At 66.2% G+C, this 19,161-nt stretch carries 12 protein-coding genes; 6 read left to right on the top strand and 6 right to left on the bottom strand.

Features of this window, described 5'->3' with window-relative positions; genetic code table 11:
• Nucleotides 1-11: 11 nt before the first annotated feature.
• Both ACZ60E_RS37530 and ACZ60E_RS37535 read left to right on the top strand, forming a co-directional pair.
• Complete coding sequence (locus ACZ60E_RS37530) at nt 12-410, top strand: OB-fold nucleic acid binding domain-containing protein (protein WP_107021532.1); 399 nt, start codon at nt 12-14, stop codon at nt 408-410.
• A 3-nt stretch (nt 411-413) separates the two neighbouring features.
• Complete coding sequence (locus tag ACZ60E_RS37535) at nt 414-1,151, top strand: DUF3159 domain-containing protein (protein WP_210889158.1); 738 nt, start codon at nt 414-416, stop codon at nt 1,149-1,151.
• A 76-nt stretch (nt 1,152-1,227) separates the two neighbouring features.
• Here ACZ60E_RS37535 and ACZ60E_RS37540 read toward each other — a convergent pair whose 3' ends face one another.
• Together ACZ60E_RS37540 and ACZ60E_RS37545 are read right to left on the bottom strand one after the other, a co-directional pair.
• The gene (locus tag ACZ60E_RS37540; protein WP_384798527.1) at nt 1,228-1,905 is read right to left on the bottom strand and encodes a potassium channel family protein; all 678 of its coding nucleotides are present in this window, start codon (nt 1,903-1,905) and stop codon (nt 1,228-1,230) included.
• Nucleotides 1,905-2,576: a potassium channel family protein gene (locus ACZ60E_RS37545; RefSeq protein ID WP_189774659.1), complete on the bottom strand. Its 672-nt coding sequence runs from the start codon at nt 2,574-2,576 to the stop codon at nt 1,905-1,907. The genes ACZ60E_RS37540 and ACZ60E_RS37545 overlap by 1 nt, the downstream gene beginning before the upstream one ends.
• 540 nt (nt 2,577-3,116) lie before the next feature.
• On the opposite strand from ACZ60E_RS37545, the gene ACZ60E_RS37550 reads away from it, so the two are divergent.
• The 3 genes from ACZ60E_RS37550 (at nt 3,117) to ACZ60E_RS37560 (ending at nt 8,573) form a co-directional block, all read left to right on the top strand.
• Entirely contained in the window at nt 3,117-5,168 is a 2,052-nt protein-coding gene (locus ACZ60E_RS37550) for an APC family permease (RefSeq protein ID WP_384798524.1), read from the top strand.
• 145 nt (nt 5,169-5,313) lie between these two features.
• Nucleotides 5,314-6,654 (top strand): class I SAM-dependent RNA methyltransferase, encoded by a 1,341-nt coding sequence (locus tag ACZ60E_RS37555; RefSeq protein WP_384798521.1) that lies wholly within the window; start codon nt 5,314-5,316, stop codon nt 6,652-6,654.
• A gap of 1,196 nt (nt 6,655-7,850) precedes the next feature.
• Nucleotides 7,851-8,573 (top strand): hypothetical protein, encoded by a 723-nt coding sequence (locus ACZ60E_RS37560; RefSeq protein ID WP_469446385.1) that lies wholly within the window; start codon nt 7,851-7,853, stop codon nt 8,571-8,573.
• A 6-nt stretch (nt 8,574-8,579) separates the two neighbouring features.
• On the opposite strand, the gene ACZ60E_RS37565 is transcribed toward ACZ60E_RS37560, so the two are convergent.
• The 4 genes from ACZ60E_RS37565 to ACZ60E_RS37580 form a co-directional block, all read right to left on the bottom strand.
• A complete protein-coding gene (locus tag ACZ60E_RS37565) occupies nt 8,580-9,635 on the bottom strand; it encodes a hypothetical protein (RefSeq protein WP_469446387.1) in 1,056 nt (351 codons plus the stop codon).
• Nucleotides 9,636-10,129: 494 nt separating this feature from the next.
• A complete protein-coding gene (locus ACZ60E_RS37570) occupies nt 10,130-10,291 on the bottom strand; it encodes a transposase (protein WP_469446389.1) in 162 nt (53 codons plus the stop codon).
• A gap of 60 nt (nt 10,292-10,351) precedes the next feature.
• Nucleotides 10,352-11,512 (bottom strand): ImmA/IrrE family metallo-endopeptidase, encoded by a 1,161-nt coding sequence (locus ACZ60E_RS37575; protein ID WP_469446391.1) that lies wholly within the window; start codon nt 11,510-11,512, stop codon nt 10,352-10,354.
• 32 nt (nt 11,513-11,544) lie between these two features.
• Nucleotides 11,545-12,198, bottom strand: a complete 654-nt coding sequence (locus ACZ60E_RS37580) for a hypothetical protein (RefSeq protein WP_469446393.1) — start codon at nt 12,196-12,198, stop codon at nt 11,545-11,547.
• Between the two features lie 1,350 nt (nt 12,199-13,548).
• On the opposite strand from ACZ60E_RS37580, the gene ACZ60E_RS37585 reads away from it, so the two are divergent.
• A complete protein-coding gene (locus ACZ60E_RS37585; RefSeq protein WP_469446395.1) occupies nt 13,549-18,900 on the top strand; it encodes a sacsin N-terminal ATP-binding-like domain-containing protein in 5,352 nt (1,783 codons plus the stop codon).
• Nucleotides 18,901-19,161: the final 261 nt, after the last annotated feature.

A 19,161-nucleotide genomic window follows, 5' to 3' on the forward strand; every position in this document is an offset into this window, starting at 1 on the left:
CGCTTTGAGGTATGAGTGCTGTCCCTCGATCCGAAAAGCCGGCGGGCCGGTTCCGGCGCATGATCGACCGGCTCTCCTCCTCCCAGGAGGACCTGGAGTCGGAGGAGCTGCGCGAGGACGCCGAGACCGCGGGCTGCACCCGTATCGGTGACTGCCGCGACCGACAGGTGGTCACGGTTACTGGTACCTTGCGCACGGTCACGCTGCGCCCGAGGGCCGGTGTCCCGGCCCTGGAGGCCGAGCTGTTCGACGGTTCGGCCGCCCTGGACGTGGTGTGGCTCGGCAGGCGTTCCATCGTGGGGATAGAACCGGGGCGCAAGCTGATGGCGTCGGGCCGTATCTCGATGAGCCGGGGCCGGCGCGTGCTGTTCAATCCGAAGTACGAACTCAGACCCCTCGGACGGGAGTAGCCGGTGACGTCGCTCGACAAGCCGACCGAAGACGCCCAGCGGGACGCGCAGGATGCGCAGGACTCACGGGCGGTGACCGAAGCCGCCCTTTTCGAGGCGTTCGGCGGTCTGCGGGGCATGATCGAGACAGTCCTGCCGGGCCTGCTCTTCGTCACGATCTTCACGATCAACAAGGACCTGCACTCGGCGGCCATCGCGGCGCTCGGTGTCTCGATCCTGCTCGTCGTGGTCCGACTGGTCATGAAGGACACCGTCAAGCACGCGTTCAGCGGTGTCTTCGGTGTCGCCTTCGGTGTCGTCTTCGCGATGATGACGGGCAACGCGAAGGACTTCTATCTGCCGGGCATGCTGTACACGCTCGGGCTCGCCCTCGCGTACATCGTCACGACGCTCGCCGGAGTGCCGCTGATCGGCCTGATCCTCGGCCCGGTCTTCAAGGAGAACCTCTCCTGGCGTACGCGCAATCCTGGCCGCAAGAAGGCTTACGCGAAAGCCAGTTACGCGTGGGGTCTCATCCTGCTCGCCAAGTGCGCGATCCTTTTCCCGCTCTACTGGTGGGCCGACACGACCCAGTTCGGCTGGGTTCTGATCGCGCTGAAGATCCCGCCCTTCCTGCTCGCGGTGTGGCTGACGTGGGTCTTCCTCGCGAAGGCTCCGCCGCCGATCGATGTCTTCGCCGAGATGGAGGCCGCGGAGAAGGCCGAGAAGGAACGGCAGGCTGCGGCTCGGTCCGCGGACTAGGTGCACTGCGTCCACGCATGAAGAAGAGGGGCACCCGGAGAAATCCGGGTGCCCCTCTTGCTTGTCCTCTGCCGCGTCAGTCCGTCGTGGTCTCGCGGCGTACCGACAGCAGGTCCTCCAGTTGTTCCTCGCGGGCCTGGGCCGCGACGAACAACAGCTCGTCGCCCGCTTCCAGGGAGTCCTCGCGGGTCGGGGTGAGGACCCGGGTGCCGCGGATGATGGTGACCAGCGAGGTGTCCTCGGGCCAGGCCACGTCGCCGACCTGGGTGCCGGCCAGCGCGGACTCCGGCGGCAGGGTCAGTTCGACGAGGTTGGCGTCGCCGTGGCTGAAGCGCAGCAGGCGGACCAGGTCGCCGACGCTCACCGCCTCCTCGACCAGGGCCGACATCAGGCGCGGGGTCGAGACGGCGACGTCCACGCCCCACGACTCGTTGAACAGCCATTCGTTCTTGGGGTTGTTGACGCGGGCGACGACCCGCGGGACCCCGTACTCGGTCTTCGCGAGCAGGGAGACGACGAGGTTGACCTTGTCGTCACCCGTGGCCGCGATCACCACGTTGCAGCGCTGGAGCGCCGCCTCGTCCAGGGACGTGATCTCGCAGGCGTCGGCGAGCAGCCACTCCGCCATCGGGACGCGTTCGACCGAGATGGCGGTCGGCGCCTTGTCGATCAGCAGGATCTCGTGCCCGTTCTCCAGGAGCTCGCCCGCGATCGAGCGGCCCACGGCGCCGGCACCGGCAATGGCGACCCTCATCAGTGACCGCTCTCCTCTTCGGGGCCCTCGGCGAACGACGCCTCGACCTTCTCGATGTCGTCCGTGCGCATCATCACGTGCACGAGGTCGCCCTCCTGGAGCACCGTCTGCGAGGAGGGCAGCACCGCCTCACCCAGGCGGGTGAGGAAGGCCACCCGTACGCCGGTGTCCTCCTGGAGCCGGCTGATCCGCTGGCCCACCCACGCGGTCGACGCGTGCACCTCGGCGAGCTGCACCCCGCCGGTGGGGTCGCGCCACAGCGGCTCGGCGCCCGAGGGCAGCAGGCGGCGCAGCATCTGGTCGGCCGTCCAGCGGACGGTGGCGACGGTGGGGATGCCCAGGCGCTGGTAGACCTCGGCGCGGCGCGGGTCGTAGATGCGCGCCGCCACGTTCTCGATGCCGAACATCTCGCGGGCCACCCGGGCGGCGATGATGTTCGAATTGTCGCCGCTGGAGACGGCGGCGAAGGCGCCCGCCTCCTCGATGCCCGCCTCGCGCAGGGTGTCCTGGTCGAAACCGACGCCGGTCACACGACGGCCGCCGAAACCGGAGCCCAGTCGTCGGAAGGCGGTGGGGTCCTGGTCGATCACGGCGACCGTGTGCCCCTGTTGCTCCAGGGTCTGGGCGAGAGCGGAACCCACTCTGCCGCAGCCCATGATGACGATGTGCACGACCGTCCTTCCGGTGTGAAAAGTTACTGCTCAGGCTGAAACAGGGTCTCAGACCGACGCCCAAGCTACACACGCGCGGTCCGTCGGCGGCACCCCCGTGCACATTGGCCCCACACCGTGATGACGATCAGCCCGACAGCGTGCCGACGTTCGGCCGGCCGGTGCTGTCCCGGTGCCGTCCTGTGCTGTCGTGCTGCTGTTCCAGTGCTGTCGGCGGTCAGCGGCGGCTGATGCTGCGCACGCTGACGAGGGCCAGGATGCTCAGGCCGACCAGTCCGGCCGCGGCACCGATGAGTTCGGCGGTGGCGCCGGCGAGTTCCGCGGTGGCGAGCATGAAACCTCCATGAATTGGCAAAGGGGAGCAAAGGTTTGGCTTTTTTCATATAGGCACGGAGATTCGTCTGGCCAGGGATTACATAAGCGAGCGCACACCGGATTTCACTCGTAGAGCAGATCCCGGTCACAGATCCCACCGATCAGGCGTCCCGGTGGGCGGGGGAGGGTGGGCGAGGCCGTGTTCGAGCGCTTACGATCCTCACCGTGTCCAAACTGACCGACGTGCCCAAACGGATCCTGATCGGGCGCGCACTGCGCAGTGATCGGCTCGGGGAAACTCTCCTGCCGAAGCGCATCGCACTCCCCGTTTTCGCTTCCGACCCGCTCTCCTCCGTGGCGTACGCGCCGGGAGAAGTGCTGCTCGTCCTGTCCATCGCGGGCGTGTCGGCCTATCACTTCAGCCCCTGGATCGCCGTCGCGGTCGTCGTGCTGATGTTCACCGTCGTGGCCTCCTACCGGCAGAACGTGCACGCCTACCCCAGCGGCGGCGGCGACTACGAGGTGGCGAACACCAACCTCGGCCCCAGGGCCGGTCTCACCGTCGCCAGCGCGCTGCTCGTGGACTACGTACTCACCGTCGCCGTGTCGATCGCGTCGGGCATCGAGAACCTCGGCTCGGCGATCCCGTTCGTCGTCGAGCACAAGGTCCTGTGCGCGATCGCCGTGATCGTGCTGCTCACCCTGATGAACCTGCGCGGGGTCAAGGAGTCGGGCAAGCTCTTCGCGATCCCGACGTACGTGTTCGTGACCGGGGTCTTCCTGATGATCGCGTGGGGCGCGTTCCGCGGGCTCGTCCTCGGCGACACCATGAAGGCGCCGACCGCCGACTTCACGATCAAGGCCGAGCACCAGGGGCTCGCGGGCTTCGCCCTCGTCTTCCTGCTGCTGCGCGCCTTCTCCTCCGGCTGTGCGGCGCTCACCGGCGTCGAGGCGATCAGCAACGGTGTCCCGGCCTTCCGCAAGCCCAAGTCCAAGAACGCGGCGACCACCCTCGCCGCGATGGGCCTGCTGGCCGTCACCATGTTCTGCGGCATCATCGCCCTCGCCATGGCGACCAACGTCCGCATGGCCGAGCGCCCGGCGCACGACCTGCTGGAGAACGGGGTCGCGGTCGGCTCCGACTACGTCCAGAACCCGGTGATCTCCCAGGTCGCCGAGGCCGTGTTCGGCAGCGGCAGCTTCCTGTTCATCGTGCTCGCCGCGGCCACCGCGCTCGTACTCTTCCTGGCCGCGAACACCGCGTACAACGGCTTCCCGCTGCTCGGCTCGATCCTCGCCCAGGACCGCTACCTGCCGCGCCAGCTGCACACCCGCGGAGACCGGCTCGCCTTCTCGAACGGCATCGTGCTGCTGGCCGGCGCGGCCATCCTGCTGATCTGGATCTACGGCGCCGACTCGACCCGCCTCATCCAGCTCTACATCGTCGGCGTGTTCGTGTCCTTCACACTGAGCCAGACCGGCATGGTCCGGCACTGGAACCGCCACCTGGCCACCGAGAAGGACCAGGCCAAGCGCCGCCACATGGTCCGCTCCCGCGCCATCAACGCCTTCGGCGCCTTCTTCACCGGCCTGGTCCTGGTCGTCGTCCTCGGCACCAAGTTCACGCACGGCGCCTGGGTCGCCCTGCTCGGCATGGTCATCTTCTACGCGACGATGTCCGCGATCCGGAAGCACTACGACCGGGTGGCCGAGGAGATCGCCGCGCCCGAGGGCCCGTCCGACGACACCCTGCGCCCCTCGCGTGTCCACTCCGTCGTCCTGATCTCCAAGATCCACCGGCCGGCGCTGCGTGCCCTCGGCTACGCCAAGCTGATGCGCTCCGACACCCTGGAGGCGCTGAGCGTCAACGTCGACCCGGCCGAGACGAAGGCCCTGCGGGACGAGTGGGAGCGACGCGGCTTCACCGTCCCGCTGAAGATCCTCGACTCGCCGTACCGCGAGATCACCCGGCCGGTCATCGAGTACGTGAAGGGGCTTCGCCGCGAGTCCCCGCGTGACGTGGTGTCCGTGATCATCCCCGAGTACGTGGTCGGCCACTGGTACGAGCACCTGCTGCACAACCAGAGCGCGCTGCGGCTCAAGGGCCGGCTGCTGTTCACGCCGGGTGTGATGGTGACGTCGGTGCCGTACCAGCTGGAGTCCTCCGAGGTGGCCAAGAAGCGGGCCCGCAGGCGTTCGGAGTGGACCGCTCCCGGTTCGGTGCGGCGCGGTCCCGCGGAGCACCGGCCGAAGGAGCCGTCGGGGCCCAAGCGCTGAGGGCCCCGGGGGCCGGGCCGATGTGCTCGTGGTGAGCGGTCGGGCGCTGTCCACGTAGACTGGTGGGCTGTTGTCCGGCTGCCCCGGCAGTTCCGGCCGCCAGTTCCGGCAGACCGTTCCCTTTCGCATCTGGAGTCACCCCGCAATGCAGGCAGAACCGAAGAAAACGCCGGCGGGGTCGCTCGTGGGGCAGGAGTACGAGGTCGAGGTCGGCCCCGTCGCGCACGGCGGGCACTGCGTCGCCCGCACCGACGCCGGCCAGGTCCTCTTCGTACGGCATGCGCTGCCCGGCGAGCGGGTGCTCGCGCGGGTGACGGACGGCGAGGAGGACTCGCGGTTCCTGCGCGCCGACGCGGTCGAGATCCGGGAAGCCTCCAAGGACCGGGTGGCGGCCCCCTGCCCCTACGCGGGCCCCGGGCGCTGCGGCGGCTGCGACTGGCAGCACGCCAAGCCGGGTGCGCAGCGGCGGCTCAAGGGCGAGGTCGTCGCCGAGCAGCTGCAGCGGCTCGCGGGCCTCACCCCGGAGGAGGCTGGCTGGGACGGCACGGTGATGCCGGCCGAGGGCGACAAACTGCCGCCCGGCGAGGTGCCCGCCTGGCGTACGCGCGTGCAGTACGCGGTCGACGAGGACGGCAACGCCGGTCTGCGCCGCCACCGTTCGCACGAGGTCGAGCCGATCGAGCACTGCATGATCGCCGCCCCCGGGATCTCCGAGCTGGGCATCGAGAAGCACGACTGGTCCGGCATGGAGTCCGTCGACGCGATCGCCGCGACGGGTTCGCAGGACCGCATGGTCATCCTCGAACCGAAGCCCGGCGCCCGGCTGCCCCTCGTCGAACTCGACAAGCCCGCCTCCGTGATGCGCGTCGAGGAGCACGACGGCGGCATCCACCGGGTGCACGGCCGCGCCTTCGTCCGCGAGCGCGCCGACGGCCGTACGCACCGGGTCGGCAGCGGCGGCTTCTGGCAGGTCCACCCGCAGGCGGCCGACACCCTGGTGAAGGCCGTCATGCAGGGCCTGCTGCCGCGTAAGGGCGACATGGCGCTCGACCTCTACTGCGGCGTCGGCCTCTTCGCCGGCGCGCTCGCCGACCGCATCGGTGACAAGGGCGCGGTGCTCGGCATCGAGTCCGGCAAGCGCGCGGTGGAGGACGCCCGGCACAACCTCGCCGCGTTCGACCGCGTCCGCATCGAACAGGGCAAGGTCGATGCGGTCCTGCCGCGCACCGGCATCACCGAGGTCAACCTCATCGTCCTGGACCCGCCGCGCTCCGGCGCAGGCAAGAAGACGGTCCAGCAGCTGACGTCACTGGGCGCCCGCAAGATCGCCTACGTCGCCTGCGACCCGGCGGCGCTGGCGCGGGACCTGGCGTACTTCAAGGAGGGCGGATACCGGGTGCGGACGCTGAGGGCGTTCGATCTGTTTCCGATGACGCATCATGTGGAGTGCGTGGCGATCCTGGAACCGGTGGCGAAGGGCGCCTGACCTGGGGTTTTGCTCGTGCCCATTATGCGTGGTGTGGGCGTTACGGGCGATATCTTGACGCTGAAATGACGCTCGTGACGCTCATTTGACGCTCGTTCTGATGGGGTGTCAGGTGGGTTGCGTCGCTGGTCGGACGATCCGATGCGTAGGCCGGTCAAGCGTGATCGCCGAGGATTTCTGCCAATGCGGTCAGGCTCAGCCGCTGGTGCGGACCGCCCGGCGGGTTCTTTGCCTTCTGGTGGTACAGGGCTCGCACGTCGCTGACCAGTAGAAACGATGCTGGTTGGAATGTGTGACCGGCCGTAGGCCCGCGTCTGGTCCGGATCTTGGCTTCGGAACCTTAGTTCAGAGCGTGCCCCGGTAGTCAGTGGAATCAGTCTGTGGACGCACGCTGTCGGCCGGGTTGATTCCTTGTAAAGAGGAACAGCGGACTCATAATCCGCCGGCCGTGGGTTCGAGTCCCACCCGCCCCACCAGCGCAGGCATCTGACCTGCGGAAACGTTCATTTTTGGGTGCTGGATCGTCAACTTTTCCTGAACGGACTGGATCCGCTGCTCGTGAGTTCGATCTCGTGGTCATTGTGAGCATTCGGACTGCTCTGACCAGCATTGATGTGCCCGTCTGCAGACGGTGAACCAGCCGCACATGGGTTCTGCGGCTGGGGCGACGTCTAATTTGGGATGCTCGCAGGACGCAGGGAAACGGATGAGACTGTTCCGCTAGCCGTGTAGTCGACGTGCGTCATGGCCGGGAAGGGGAGTCGGCATGGTGAGGCGGCAGGAGGATGGGCCTCCGTGGTTGGATCACGGACCGCTACTGAGGTCGGCCGGAGCTGCGGGAAGCCGCCCGTACTGGAAAATGGTCTAGGGACTTTTTGACGAGTTGCGTGACGATGCCCTGAGACGTGGCTATGAGGTGTGGCACATCGGTGGGCCGTCCGTTGATAACCGAACCGGACCCTAATTGCTGAGTCCGTGGGCTTGCGAGCCTGGTGCGGACGACCCCGGCTGTAGTCCCCTGGCCGATGTTCCCCACGTGCAAGGGCACCGATCCGACGTTTTCTTTTCCCTGCTCCCCGCGGGGAACAGTCGACGGAGCCCAGCCGGGTGTCCGGTGTAGCCGCCTCGACGCATGGCCTGGTGCGCCAGGTCGACAGTGCTTCAGTACTCTTCAGCGCATCGCGGGAGGGGCGCTGGTGAATCGTTTGCGCATAACGTTCGGGCTTGTCGTCGTGATCTTGAGCACGGTTTGGCTGCTCGACGGTGGTTCGGCTCTCCGCTCGGGTGGGCGCTGGGTGCTGATCGCATTGCCGTATATCCTCATTGTGCTGGGTTTGGTGCTGGTCCTACGCGCAGCCCTGCCACGGGGCCTGTTGGTCGGCCCGCTGACGCTGATTGCCGGCGGGGCGTTGTGGGGCGCGTATGACCTCGGGTACTTGGGCGGCACAGCAGGGAGTAAGGTGCTGCCGACTCTGGCGATCGCGGTTGGGGCCTCGCTGGCCCTTATGGGCAGTGGCACGGGGCAGGCCAGCGGCGAGGACCACCCGTTGAGGCAGTATCGGAGCGTGCTGCTGCCGGTGCGGCGGAAGGTGCTGACGGGCTCCATCGACTTGGTGAAGGTCGGCATCGGGTCCTACTTCGGGGACGCGCGGATAGATCTCTCTAGCGTCTCGTTCGCGCAAGACCGCATGGGGCACGGACGGCGTGTCCTTCAGGTCGATGTCACGGTGCTGTTCGGCCGAGTCGAGCTGGTCCTCGACGCTGCGTGTGTCGTCGTCAAGGGCAACGTGGAGAACAGTCCGGCAGTCCACTTCGCCGAGCAGGTCCGAGTGCACATGACGCCGCCCGAGGGGGCGGAGCGGCAGATCGTGCTGAACGTCCTGGGAGTCGGTGGGTCGGTGGTGATCCGTTCGCTGTGACGTGTTCTAGGCGTCGTCCGGGTGCTTGAAGTCCTTACTTTCCAGGGCTTCGTGATCGCGAAGCGGGGCGACGAAACCGGGCTTGAGGAAATCGGTAATGTCCTTGTTGAGCTCGTACTCCGCTCGCGGGTTCTCGGGTAATTCGTAGTGCATCGCCTTGGCCAGGTCGAACCGGTGCAGGTCGAAAACCGTGGCGAGAAGCCTGGAGTGGCCGTGGGACGCGGCTATCGCACCTCGGTAGGCGAGCAGGGATAGGGCTCCCGCGAGGAGCGGTGTCGTGGACCAGGGGTCGAGACGGGCCAGCAGCGGGGTCGTGGCGAGTGACAGCAGGCCAAAGGAGATGCCCAAGGAGGCGGTGGAGGTGATCAGTTCGAACTGGCGGGCGACCGCGCTTTCGAGCCGGTCGGAGATATGCGGATACAGCCGCGGGTACACGACCATCATGTCCAGGCCGTACCGGTCTCCCGCCACCCGCTCCCCACGGCGGAGAACGTTCCCGAGCAGGGTCGGCAGGAGGTCCGGTGAATGGGCTGCCGCTTTGAGACGCTCCGCCGCCAGGCTGTCATCGGGCGGGTACGTGTCACGCACCTTCTCCGCTTGCGACTTCATGCGCACCACTCGCGAAATCCTACGATCACGGTGGGCGAGTTCCCGAAGCGTGGAATGCGCGCCGGGCGGTGGCACCGTGAAATCGAACTGGGCCACGATCTTCGCGTCGTCCCTGCGTCGCCGGTGGCGCTCCACGGTGGCGGGGACGAGGCCGGCGATGGGGAAAGGGCTGACCCAGTAGCCCTCAAGCAGTTGGATCAGGGCAGTTTCGAAGGGGCGCAGGAGTATTCCGCACAGCAAGGCGGCCAGTCCGAACAGGGCGATGGCGAGTGCGTCCTGCTTGTCTTTCGGAAGCACGTTCTCGAAGCGCAGGGGCTCGTTCGGCGAGTACGCACCGGCCCGGGCGAGCACGACGACGGTGGTGACGATGACGGTGGCCGGAAGGACGTTCAACAGGCTGAAGCGCGATCCGCCGAGGGCTTCGGTACTTGCGGAGACCAGTCCTCCGAGCATGCTCAAGACCTCCCTGAGGTGCCAAACTTCACCATGAGGCATTGAAGACACTGTGGACACTTCAGTCCAGGGTCTACATCTGCCGCGTTAATGACTAAATTGGGGTATTCGACAGATCCGATGCAACCGATGCAGACGAAGACATTGAGGTTCGTCTTCCCGATGAGCGTTCCCAAGAGTCGGGGATCTTCCGCTGCTCGGTACATCGCCCGGTCCATCGGCTGGCCGCAGCACATCTGGGTCGCGTTCGACGAGACCTTAAGGACACGCTTGGCGCCCGCAGTGCACGATGGGTCGGAGCACACGAAGACGCGTTCCCCGTTGTGCAGTTGGCCGGCCGACCCGAAATACGGCTGCGATTGCACCAGTAGCAGCCGCTGCAGCGTCAGTAGTCGTACCAGCAAACCCTGATACCGGTACCCGCTCAGCACACATGCCACGGCGTCCTCCCCGAAAGCGGTGCCCTGAGTATGCCGTCCGGCCAGCCGCGCCGACTAGCTATCCGCCCGGTGGGCACGGGGGACCCAGCTCGCCAGCCTGGTCTCGTTGATCCCCAGGTCTTTGGCGATCTCTGCGATCGTCTTGCCGGTCTCCATGACGATCCGTACAGCTCTCTCATGGAACTCCGGCTCGAACTGTCGTCGCTTCTCCACCATGCCTTCCAACTTTTCTTGCAGTCGCGGTCTCTACGCTACGAGGGGAGGGACAGAATCTGTTTAGGCTCGACGTAGCGTGACGACGTTGCTGGGGAGCGAGGCATGCGCTGTCTTGGCGTGCTCCTGGACTACCGCCGGGGCTTCCCTCAGACCGGAGGTGATCTGCTCCATCAGGTCGGGGGCCCAGCCGCCGGTGAGCGTGGTGAAGAGGCCTGGGGTAGGCCGTTGCTCCAGACCTCGTTCGGCCATGACGGCGAGAAGGCGTGGCCGCTCGGGTTCCAGGTCGGCCCATCCGGGTTCTTGGATCCGCCAGGTGACTCCTGTATGCGGATCGCGGCGTGCGGAGAGCTGCTTGAAGAGGCCCGTGGCGCGGTGCTCCTCAATAAGCCCGAGGTGCTTGCCGTGTGTGATGATCGCCGCGAGCGACATCTTCCAACGCTGCTTCAGCGGCATCAGGGATGTGAGTGTCACGGCACCTGGCCACTCCTCGCGGAGCATGTCAGCGGGAAACAGGAACTCGTTGGCGAAGCGGTTGGCGGCATCTTCGTCTACCTCGCCCGTGGTTCCACGATGCAGGATCAGGTGGCCTGCCTCATGGGCGATCGACCAACGCGTGCGCTCCCACGAGTTCACCGGCCGCGCGACAATCAGGGGTTGCTCATGAAAGTCCCCACCCCATACCGAGAAGGCATCGTGTCTAGCATCCGGCATGTCGATGTCAGTGACCGCAACGGGAACGCCGGCGCGTTCCAGCGTGTGGATAACATGGGGCAGCGGCTCGGACGCGGGAAGGTCGAGTGCCTGGCGGGTCTGGCGGGCAGCCTCTTCGGGGCTGATGCCCTGGCGCAGCGTCATCGGCAGACGGAGCGGGGGTTGCGTGGCGTGTTCGCCGAGGGCAGCCACGAGCTCAACAATCATCTCGGCCAAGGCGGTGAGGGCGTCGATCTGCGCCACCTTGATCGACTTCTTGCTGCGGAACAGCAGCGAACCGCGGTGAATGGGCAGCCCCGGAGGCTGAGAGAAGAACTCGACGGGAAACCTCAAGCGGGTCGCAAGGATTCTTAGTTTGAGACGCGACATGTCCGTAGATGTCGAGCGTTCGAGTGCGGTCCACGCCGAGGGCGACATGTCCAGCATCTGAGCGAGAGGCTTGATGGGGCTGTGGCGGATCGTCCGTGCCTGACGGACCCGATATCCGTAGACAGCGATCGTCTCAGCCACAGCAGCCCATCTCCATCGTCTATCTGCGAGGGCTACGCCTGAGATGGTGTATCCCCTGTTCCGTCGGCTTCGCGAGGGCGACGCCGGTCGACCAGGTCATCGAAGTCGTCGTTCACCGCGCTGGCCGCGGTCGCAACGTTAGCGTCCTTCAAAGTGGCGAGAAGAGGCACCTCCGCCGTCGCGCAGACAGTCATCGGAGAGCGGTTGAGTTCATCGAGGCCGTCCACGATGACAGCCCTGAAATCGGCCATGAGATCACTCGGGTCGATGTGCCAGACAAGGACGGGGGACAGGCCAGAGTCCAGACCGTCGCCGTCGGCGTCGAAGATCGGGGGCTGGTGGACGTCGGGAGGACGGTACGCCGCTGCGTTGAGCATGGGCGGTTCTTTGGTCTTGCGGATGCGTATTTCGTGGCCAGTGCGCTTCTCGCGGAGACACACTGAGCGGTTCGACTTCTCCACGAGGGTGAACTTGCCCGATCTGAACACCGGGTTGTCGGCACTGAGCAGGACACGGTCCCGCATCTCCATGGCTACCACCGCCCCTTGAACCTTCTTGGGGACTGGCCGTTTCTTCCGCTCGACCTCCATGGCGACAGCGAGACTCTGTTCGCAGTACTCACGCATCCGCGCCAGATCCACCGCATTGCGCTCCACGAACGCATCGAGCCACGACTGTGGGTTCATGCGTGAAATTTTCGCGATGTACCCACATGTCGTCAACCCAGTTCAGGAGGACTGAGGTGACGTACGGTCAGGTCAACGTGAGTGGAGGCGAATAGCTGCAGGTCAGTGAGGTGCAATACTCGGCAGGGGCTTCCTGGAAAATCTTGTGAACCTCTTGAGCGTCATGAGGTCAGTTAGGGTTCGTCTCCCTGAGTAGCCCTGCTGTGGATTGTTTGTCGCGCAAGGACGGTCCCCGCTGGGGACCTCGGGTGCGGCGCAGGAGCTCGGAGAGCGCGGCTCCTTCGTGGAATTGAGCCAGCTTGTACCTGACCTCGCTGGTGGGCTCCCGACCTCATCGGGGCCCTCGTTGTCGTCACCTTGGTCTGTGGCATTGGCCTCTCCACCGTCTTTGCGCCCTTTGCTATGACGCTCGCCAGCCCCTGTCCTGGCGCACAACCTACGGCTGTCCTGGTCGTGGTCCTCGCCTCGCGTCACTGTGCCCGCTCGGAGCCTTCCTTGGCGAGGGAGCGGCGTCGGCTCCTGCAGTTTTACGGTGTGGTGATGGAATGGATGCCCTTGGCCAGCACCATCGTCGGTGCCGGAATTGCTACGGTCTCAGTCGGATTCAATGAGCGAAGGCGGTGGAAGCGGGACCGGGGCGATCGGCAAACAGAGATACGACGAGTCCTCTACGGCGCTTACCTCGCCAGCCTCTCCCAGGCTCGGCTTGCTTGTAGCGTCCTCGCCCGAGATCCGGACGTGTCGCTTAACGACCGCAGGAAGACGGCGTGGGACGCCTTCGAATCTTGTGTCAGTCTCCGCTACCAGATTGCCATCTCCGCTCCGGCTGGAGTCGTAACGCCTGCGGAGAACACGTTCCGCCAGCTCCGAGGCCTACGGGATGCGATGGCGGAAGGACTGCTCGTTGGTAGTAATGAGTACGCGAGCCACCGCACCGGTTATGACACGGCGCTGCAAGCTTTACGGAGCGCGATGCGCGATGACCTCGGCGCCGATGCGTAACAAAGGTCGACCAGTGGCGTGAACCTGACTATCCGAGGGATCACAGCAATGGTCGACCAGGGGGCCACGCGGGCACGGTGCGTGGGAGACCCCACTACCGCTCTCAGTGCCTGTGAGTCGGCCCGGACCGGTTTCAACGCGTGAACTTCCGTCCGACGCGCAGTGGTTGGCGCAACGATTACGGGGGCTTTTTGCTCGGCCAGGTCGACGTCTGGCGCGTTGGCGTAGCGGTTCCTGACGGTGTGTTGGTCAGGCAGATTTGGCGATCTTCACCCGATCGGGGTCTTTGGACGATAAGTGTCAGTGGTGCGGGATACGGTCGCTTCCGATGTTGAGGCGAGGGGGGCCATGACCGGCGACGCGTGTGCGGATCAACTCCGGGAGTACGCACTCGGAGTTCTGGAAGATTGGCGGCGGCCGACGAGATGGCGGCCGGCCCTTCAGCTGCGTGCTCTGTCCTTCAGTAGCGCCCGGGACTACGCCGGACGCTTCCTGCTGGAGCTCCTGCAGAACGGTCATGACGCGCACCCCAAGGAGCGTCATGACGGCCAGGTGCATGTGCTGCTCGACGAGGACGAAGGCGAGTGGGGAACTCTATACGTCGCCAACGGCGGTACACCGTTCACCTGGCGGAACGTTGAGGACGTGTGCAAGATCGCCCAGAGTTCGAAGGTCATCGGGGAGGGGATCGGCAATAAGGGCGTGGGTTTCCGGAGCGTCCTGCTGATCAGCAAGGGGCCCGAAATCTACAGCTCTGATCCGGACGGACCGGGTGATTTGGAACTGGACGGCTACTGCTTTCGGTTTGCTCGGGAGAGCGACGTAGAGGAGCTTCTTGGGGACGCGGACACGGCGCGCAGAGCGGTCGCAGAATTTCCACCGTTCCAGATTCCATTCCCGGTTGATCAAGTGCCCCCGGTCTGCGTCGAGCTGGCCAAGTTGGGGCACGTCACCGTTGTCCGGATCCCCTTGCAGAGCGAGGCCGCCCGCGCCGAGGCTCGCCTCCGGTTGGCGGAGCTCGCTGAGGCCAAGGCGCCGATCATGCTGTTTCTGGACCGTCTCTCTCGTCTGACACTCGAGCGCAGGGTGGATGGCGAAGTGCGCGATCTCCATGAACTGACGCGCGTGGAACGCCCGTTCGCTCCCGTGGACGAAGACGCCTCGACCGCCACGCTCTTCTTCGCGGAAGTGGATTTGGGGCCGGCCGGGGTTTTCCTCGTCGCGCGTGGCAGGGTGGCGCCGGAGCGATTGGACCAGACGCTCGTGGAAGCCGTCGACCTCGGCCTCCTGGATGACAAGTGGCGGCAGTGGGCCGATTCTGCTGTGATCGAGATTGCTGCACCGCTCGCCGTCACCGGGAAATCACGGCGCGGACAGACCTATACCTTCCTGCCGCTGGGCGAGGGCGTGACGACACCCTTCGCCGGGCACGTCAACGCCCCGTTCTTCACCAAGATGGACCGGACCGACCTCGACCGCGAACATCCGCTGAACGCCATGCTGTTTGACGCCCTTGCCGAGACCTGTCTGGCCGCCTCCGCGCGGCTGCGCACGGTGCAGCATCTACGGCTTCGGCAGGTGGCGGTAGACCTGGTGAGCTGGGAGAACGGGAGCCGGTCCGCGGGACTGCTGGTCACAGCGGCCCGGCGTGTACACGGCTGCGAGCTGGCCGACGTACCGCTCGTGCCCGTCCTCTCCAGCGATGGCGCGGCGCCTCACCTGACCTGGGCCTCGCCCCGGCGTGCGGTCCTCTGGCCCGATCTCAACTTGTCCGTGCTCACAGCACAGCGCGCGCACGAGGCCGGTGCCGTGGTTGCAGACCCGGAGCTTGGCACCGATCGCCTCAGTCGACTTGCCGTGATGTGCAAGGGCCTGAAGTGCACCTGGGAGCCGACACCGGAGGCGCTCGCTGATCACGTGGAGCGGATGGCCGCTACGCTCCCCTTGCCCACGTCCGGTGGTGGTGAGCCCGTCGGCGTATGGAACGCCGTGTACGACGACTTGGCCGCTCTCTTCGAGGAAGACGGCCGCGTGTTGCGCGGCAAGAGGCTGCTCCTGGCCGACGACGGAACTCTGCGACACGCCAACGGCGATGCAGAGAAAGGTGGTTCTCAAGGCAAGCGGACCACACGTCGGGCTCGGCGTGACGCGTTCTTCCAGCCAGTGCGCGGGGAGACAGACGACTCGAAGGCGCTGTCGGTTCCCGCGCTGCTCGGCAAGCGGCTCTTCTACCTACACCCAGGCCTTACCTGGACCGATGGCGCGGGGCACGTACGGCGCCTGCCCGCCCGCACTTTCCTTGAGAGCGCAGGGCTCGTCAGGCCCTTCGACATAAAGGGCCTGCTGGAACATGTGAGCCGTGCCCTTGTGGAAAGCAAGGACCACAAGCTGCGCCTCCAAGCCCTCCGGTTCGTATTTCGGCTGTGGCGATCGCGGCGGTCACCGGGCGGATTCGCGGCCCCGTCGCTGGGACTGTACGTACCGTCCGCAGACGGAGCCTTGATCGAGGCGAACGGCGCGGCCTTCGGCCGAGGGTGGAACGGCACCACCGGGGACGATCTGGCCGCAGTTGTCACCGCTGGACAGGAGGCGTCCCAGAGCCTCAGATGGATCGCCAAGCGACTGATCGCGGCACCGGACGCATTCGTCAAGCGAGGGGAAACGGCCGACGAGTGGCGGGCGTTCCTGAGCGAAGCGGGGGTGACCGACGGATTGATCCCGATCTCCACCAGAGGGGCCACGACACGCGCGGACGGCCATGAACTGACCACTCGCCCGTTGGTCCGCATGGCGAACGTGCCCGCCGAGGTAATGGCGCAGTGGGAGCCGCACATCGACCGTCGGCGGTCCAACGCGCGCTATCCCCAAACGCCGTACACCGGCACCCCTGCTTACCGGATCCCGGGCCAGGACATTGTCAGCCGGCTCGACGAAAGCGCCCAGATGGCATACGCGAGGCTCGTCCTACACGCTCTCGCCCACTGGCGGGACGCGTATTTCACTAGCACATGGACTAGTGCAGGAAGCCGAAGGGACGACCAGGAACAGGTGCTGACACCCCTGGCCGCCTTCATCAGGGGGCAACCATGGCTTCCGGTACGGGACCGCAGCCGGACCGTACGGTTCGTACGACCGGCCGATGCCTGGCACTGCCCGCCCGGGCTGGAGGACGAACCTGCCTACGCGCCGACCGTCGACCACCGCATACGCCATCTGCTCCAACCGGATAAGGTCAGCACCCGGCTGCGCTCCATGGGGCTGCCCACCTGGGATCACGCATGGGACAGCGCCCGCCTCGTCACCGCGTTGGGGCGCTTCGCGGCGGAGGACGCGGTCAGAGGTGAGGACCGGCCCGCCGCGCAGCGCACCAACGAGCGCGCCTGGAAGCACCTTGTGCAGCAGCCATACGGCGTGCTGCCTGAGGACGCAGTCCTGCTCGCCGAGTCGGGGCAGCGGCTGGTAGCGGTGCCGCTGTCCGAACTGAATGGCACGGACACCGTGTTGTACGTCAGTGGCGAGCGCGACGGCCTGACCGGCCGGCTGGTACGCGAGATGGAGTGTCCGCTCTTGGTGGTTCCTGGCGTCGCCGCGCAGGTCGCCGAACGCCTCAGGCTCGGCCGTCCGAACGCAATCCGACACGTCGATGATGTGACGTTCTCAGTGACCGTCGACGGCGAGGAAGTGAATCCCGCCACCATGGGCGAGCCGCTCGTCGGCCGTATGCCCTGGCTCACCCTGGCCGTAGGCGTTCTCGCCGACCACGTGGCGGACGGCCCTCGACCGAGCGAGGCGGAACTGACCAACCTGACGTCTGCCGTCCGCCGTATCCGGATGCACCGCTATGGCTCCTGGGAGATCAAACTCGACGGCCGTATCGTGACGATGCCGGACCGACTTGGTGGGATGCTGCCCCTCGCCGATCCCAAGCATCCCCTTCTGCTGGCCCGGCAAGCGGACCTAGACTGGGCGGAGGTAGCCCGGCTTTCGGAGGCGCTCGCCGATCTGCTCGGACACCGGGAATTCGGCATCCGGCTGCGCCTCGCCGCCCTCCAGCTCGCGTCCTGCCACGCTGATCTGCGCTCACCCGCGCAAGACCAGTTCGCCGAAGCTCTCGGCGTCATGGCTCATCAGGTTGAGGAGACCAGTCGGCGTATTGACGGAGCCATCGGTGTGGTCCTGCAGCGATGCCATCCTTTCCTCGTTCACATCCTCGGTGCCGATACGGCGGATTTGCTGACCGTGCCGCCGCCACGCGACACCAGGGAATTCCGGGCCTCTCTCGAGAAGTACGCACACGAACTACCGGTGCCGCCGCAGCAGTTCATTGATCTGGCTCGCTCGGCCCGGGGCATCGATGAACTGCGCCTCGTCCTCGAGATCGACTTCGCCGCTCTGAATGACACACTGCAGTCTCTGGCGCCACACCATGATCCGATCGGCCACGAGGAGGCCCACGAGGAGGCAGTGCGCGGCTACCTGGACCTACACAAGAAGGAGCTTGTGAACCGGCTGCGCTGGGCAGCCAAGAATGACTTCGACGCACGGCGGCCATTGGCGGACTGGCCGTCGTTGCGCTCATTGGACTGGATCACGGCCCCGGCGGCATGGACGTACACCGTGGACACAGCCAGCAGCGAGCTGCTGGAGCGGCACGTCGAAGAGCAGCTAACGCTGCGGCTGGGCGAACCAGCTCCCCGCAAGGGCGACACTCTCCCGGCGATCGACCAGGTGCGGAGCGGAAACAACCGAGTGATCGCCGCCACGGCCACCGACCTCGTCGCTCTAGTCAAGGCAGCGGGGCGCCCGCTACCTGCGGCGCTGGCCGGTGGCAATCCGGCGGAAAGCATCACCGCGCCCCTTGACGAGGCCGGGGCGCTGGACTTTCGCCTCCTCGCCCCAGACGACGTCGTTGCGTGGCTGGCCGTTCTCGGCCATTGGCCGGACGGGATGCCAGCGACGACCGATCCCGGTCGGCACGGGCTGACCACAGTTGACTTGGACCGGGTGCGGAACGCGGCGGAACACGAGCGTCGCGAGCGGGAGCGCCGACGGAGAGTGCTCTCCGTCGGCGGCCGGGAATTCGACGTGCAATCGGGCGATTTCACCGAACTGACTGTCGAGCTCCAACGGGCCCTCGACAACGGCGCAGTCCCCGGACTCTCAAGTGGCCGCGCTATCTTCACCCGGCTCCAGCCAATGAAACCCGCAAGTCGGACACCCGAGACCGATCGCAGGCGCGAAAGGCGGTACGGCGGCGCCCCGGACGCTGGGCTGTCGTCGGCCCAACGCGAAGCCCTCGGATACATGGGGGAGTGGTACGCGTACCACTGGCTCCGCGGGCGGTACTCCGTCGGTATAGACGAGACGAGCTGGGTGTCGAGCAACCGCGGGAAGGCCTTCCCCGGGCCGTTCGGAGACGACGGCCTTGGGTTCGATTTCAAGGTCGGCTCTGGTAAGCGGCCCATGATGTTCGAGGTGAAGGCGACTCGAGGTGACGGTGGCCAGATCGAACTGGGGGAGAGCGAGGTACGCGCGGCGCAGCAGCATGCAGGCAATGAACGCTGGCGGCTTCTCGTGGTTACCTCCGTCCTCGACCCGGAACGGGTGGACATCCACATGCTCCCGAACCCCTTCGGTAAGCAAGGACGCGGCCGCTACCGCGAGGAGGGCGGCGCGCTGCGCTTCTCCTATCGGCTGTGACGCGACACCAGAAGATACGTGACCAGTCGGTAGCCTGCACGTAGATCTCCTGGACCGCGACTATAGCCACAGAGGCTCCATCTCGAATGCCGGGGCGGAGCCTCTATGCGTTGGAATGACAATCCACTGCGGGCGGGTTCAGGACCGGTTCCCGAGCTGGCGCGATCGGTCTCGGGCTTCTTGAGCCCGTCCGTCCTGGGCGCGTTCGGGACGCAAGAATGGGAACAGGCTGACAAAGGCAGAGGGGCATCGGCATGGCTG

This window comes from Streptomyces sp. NPDC102514, from assembly GCF_055584525.1.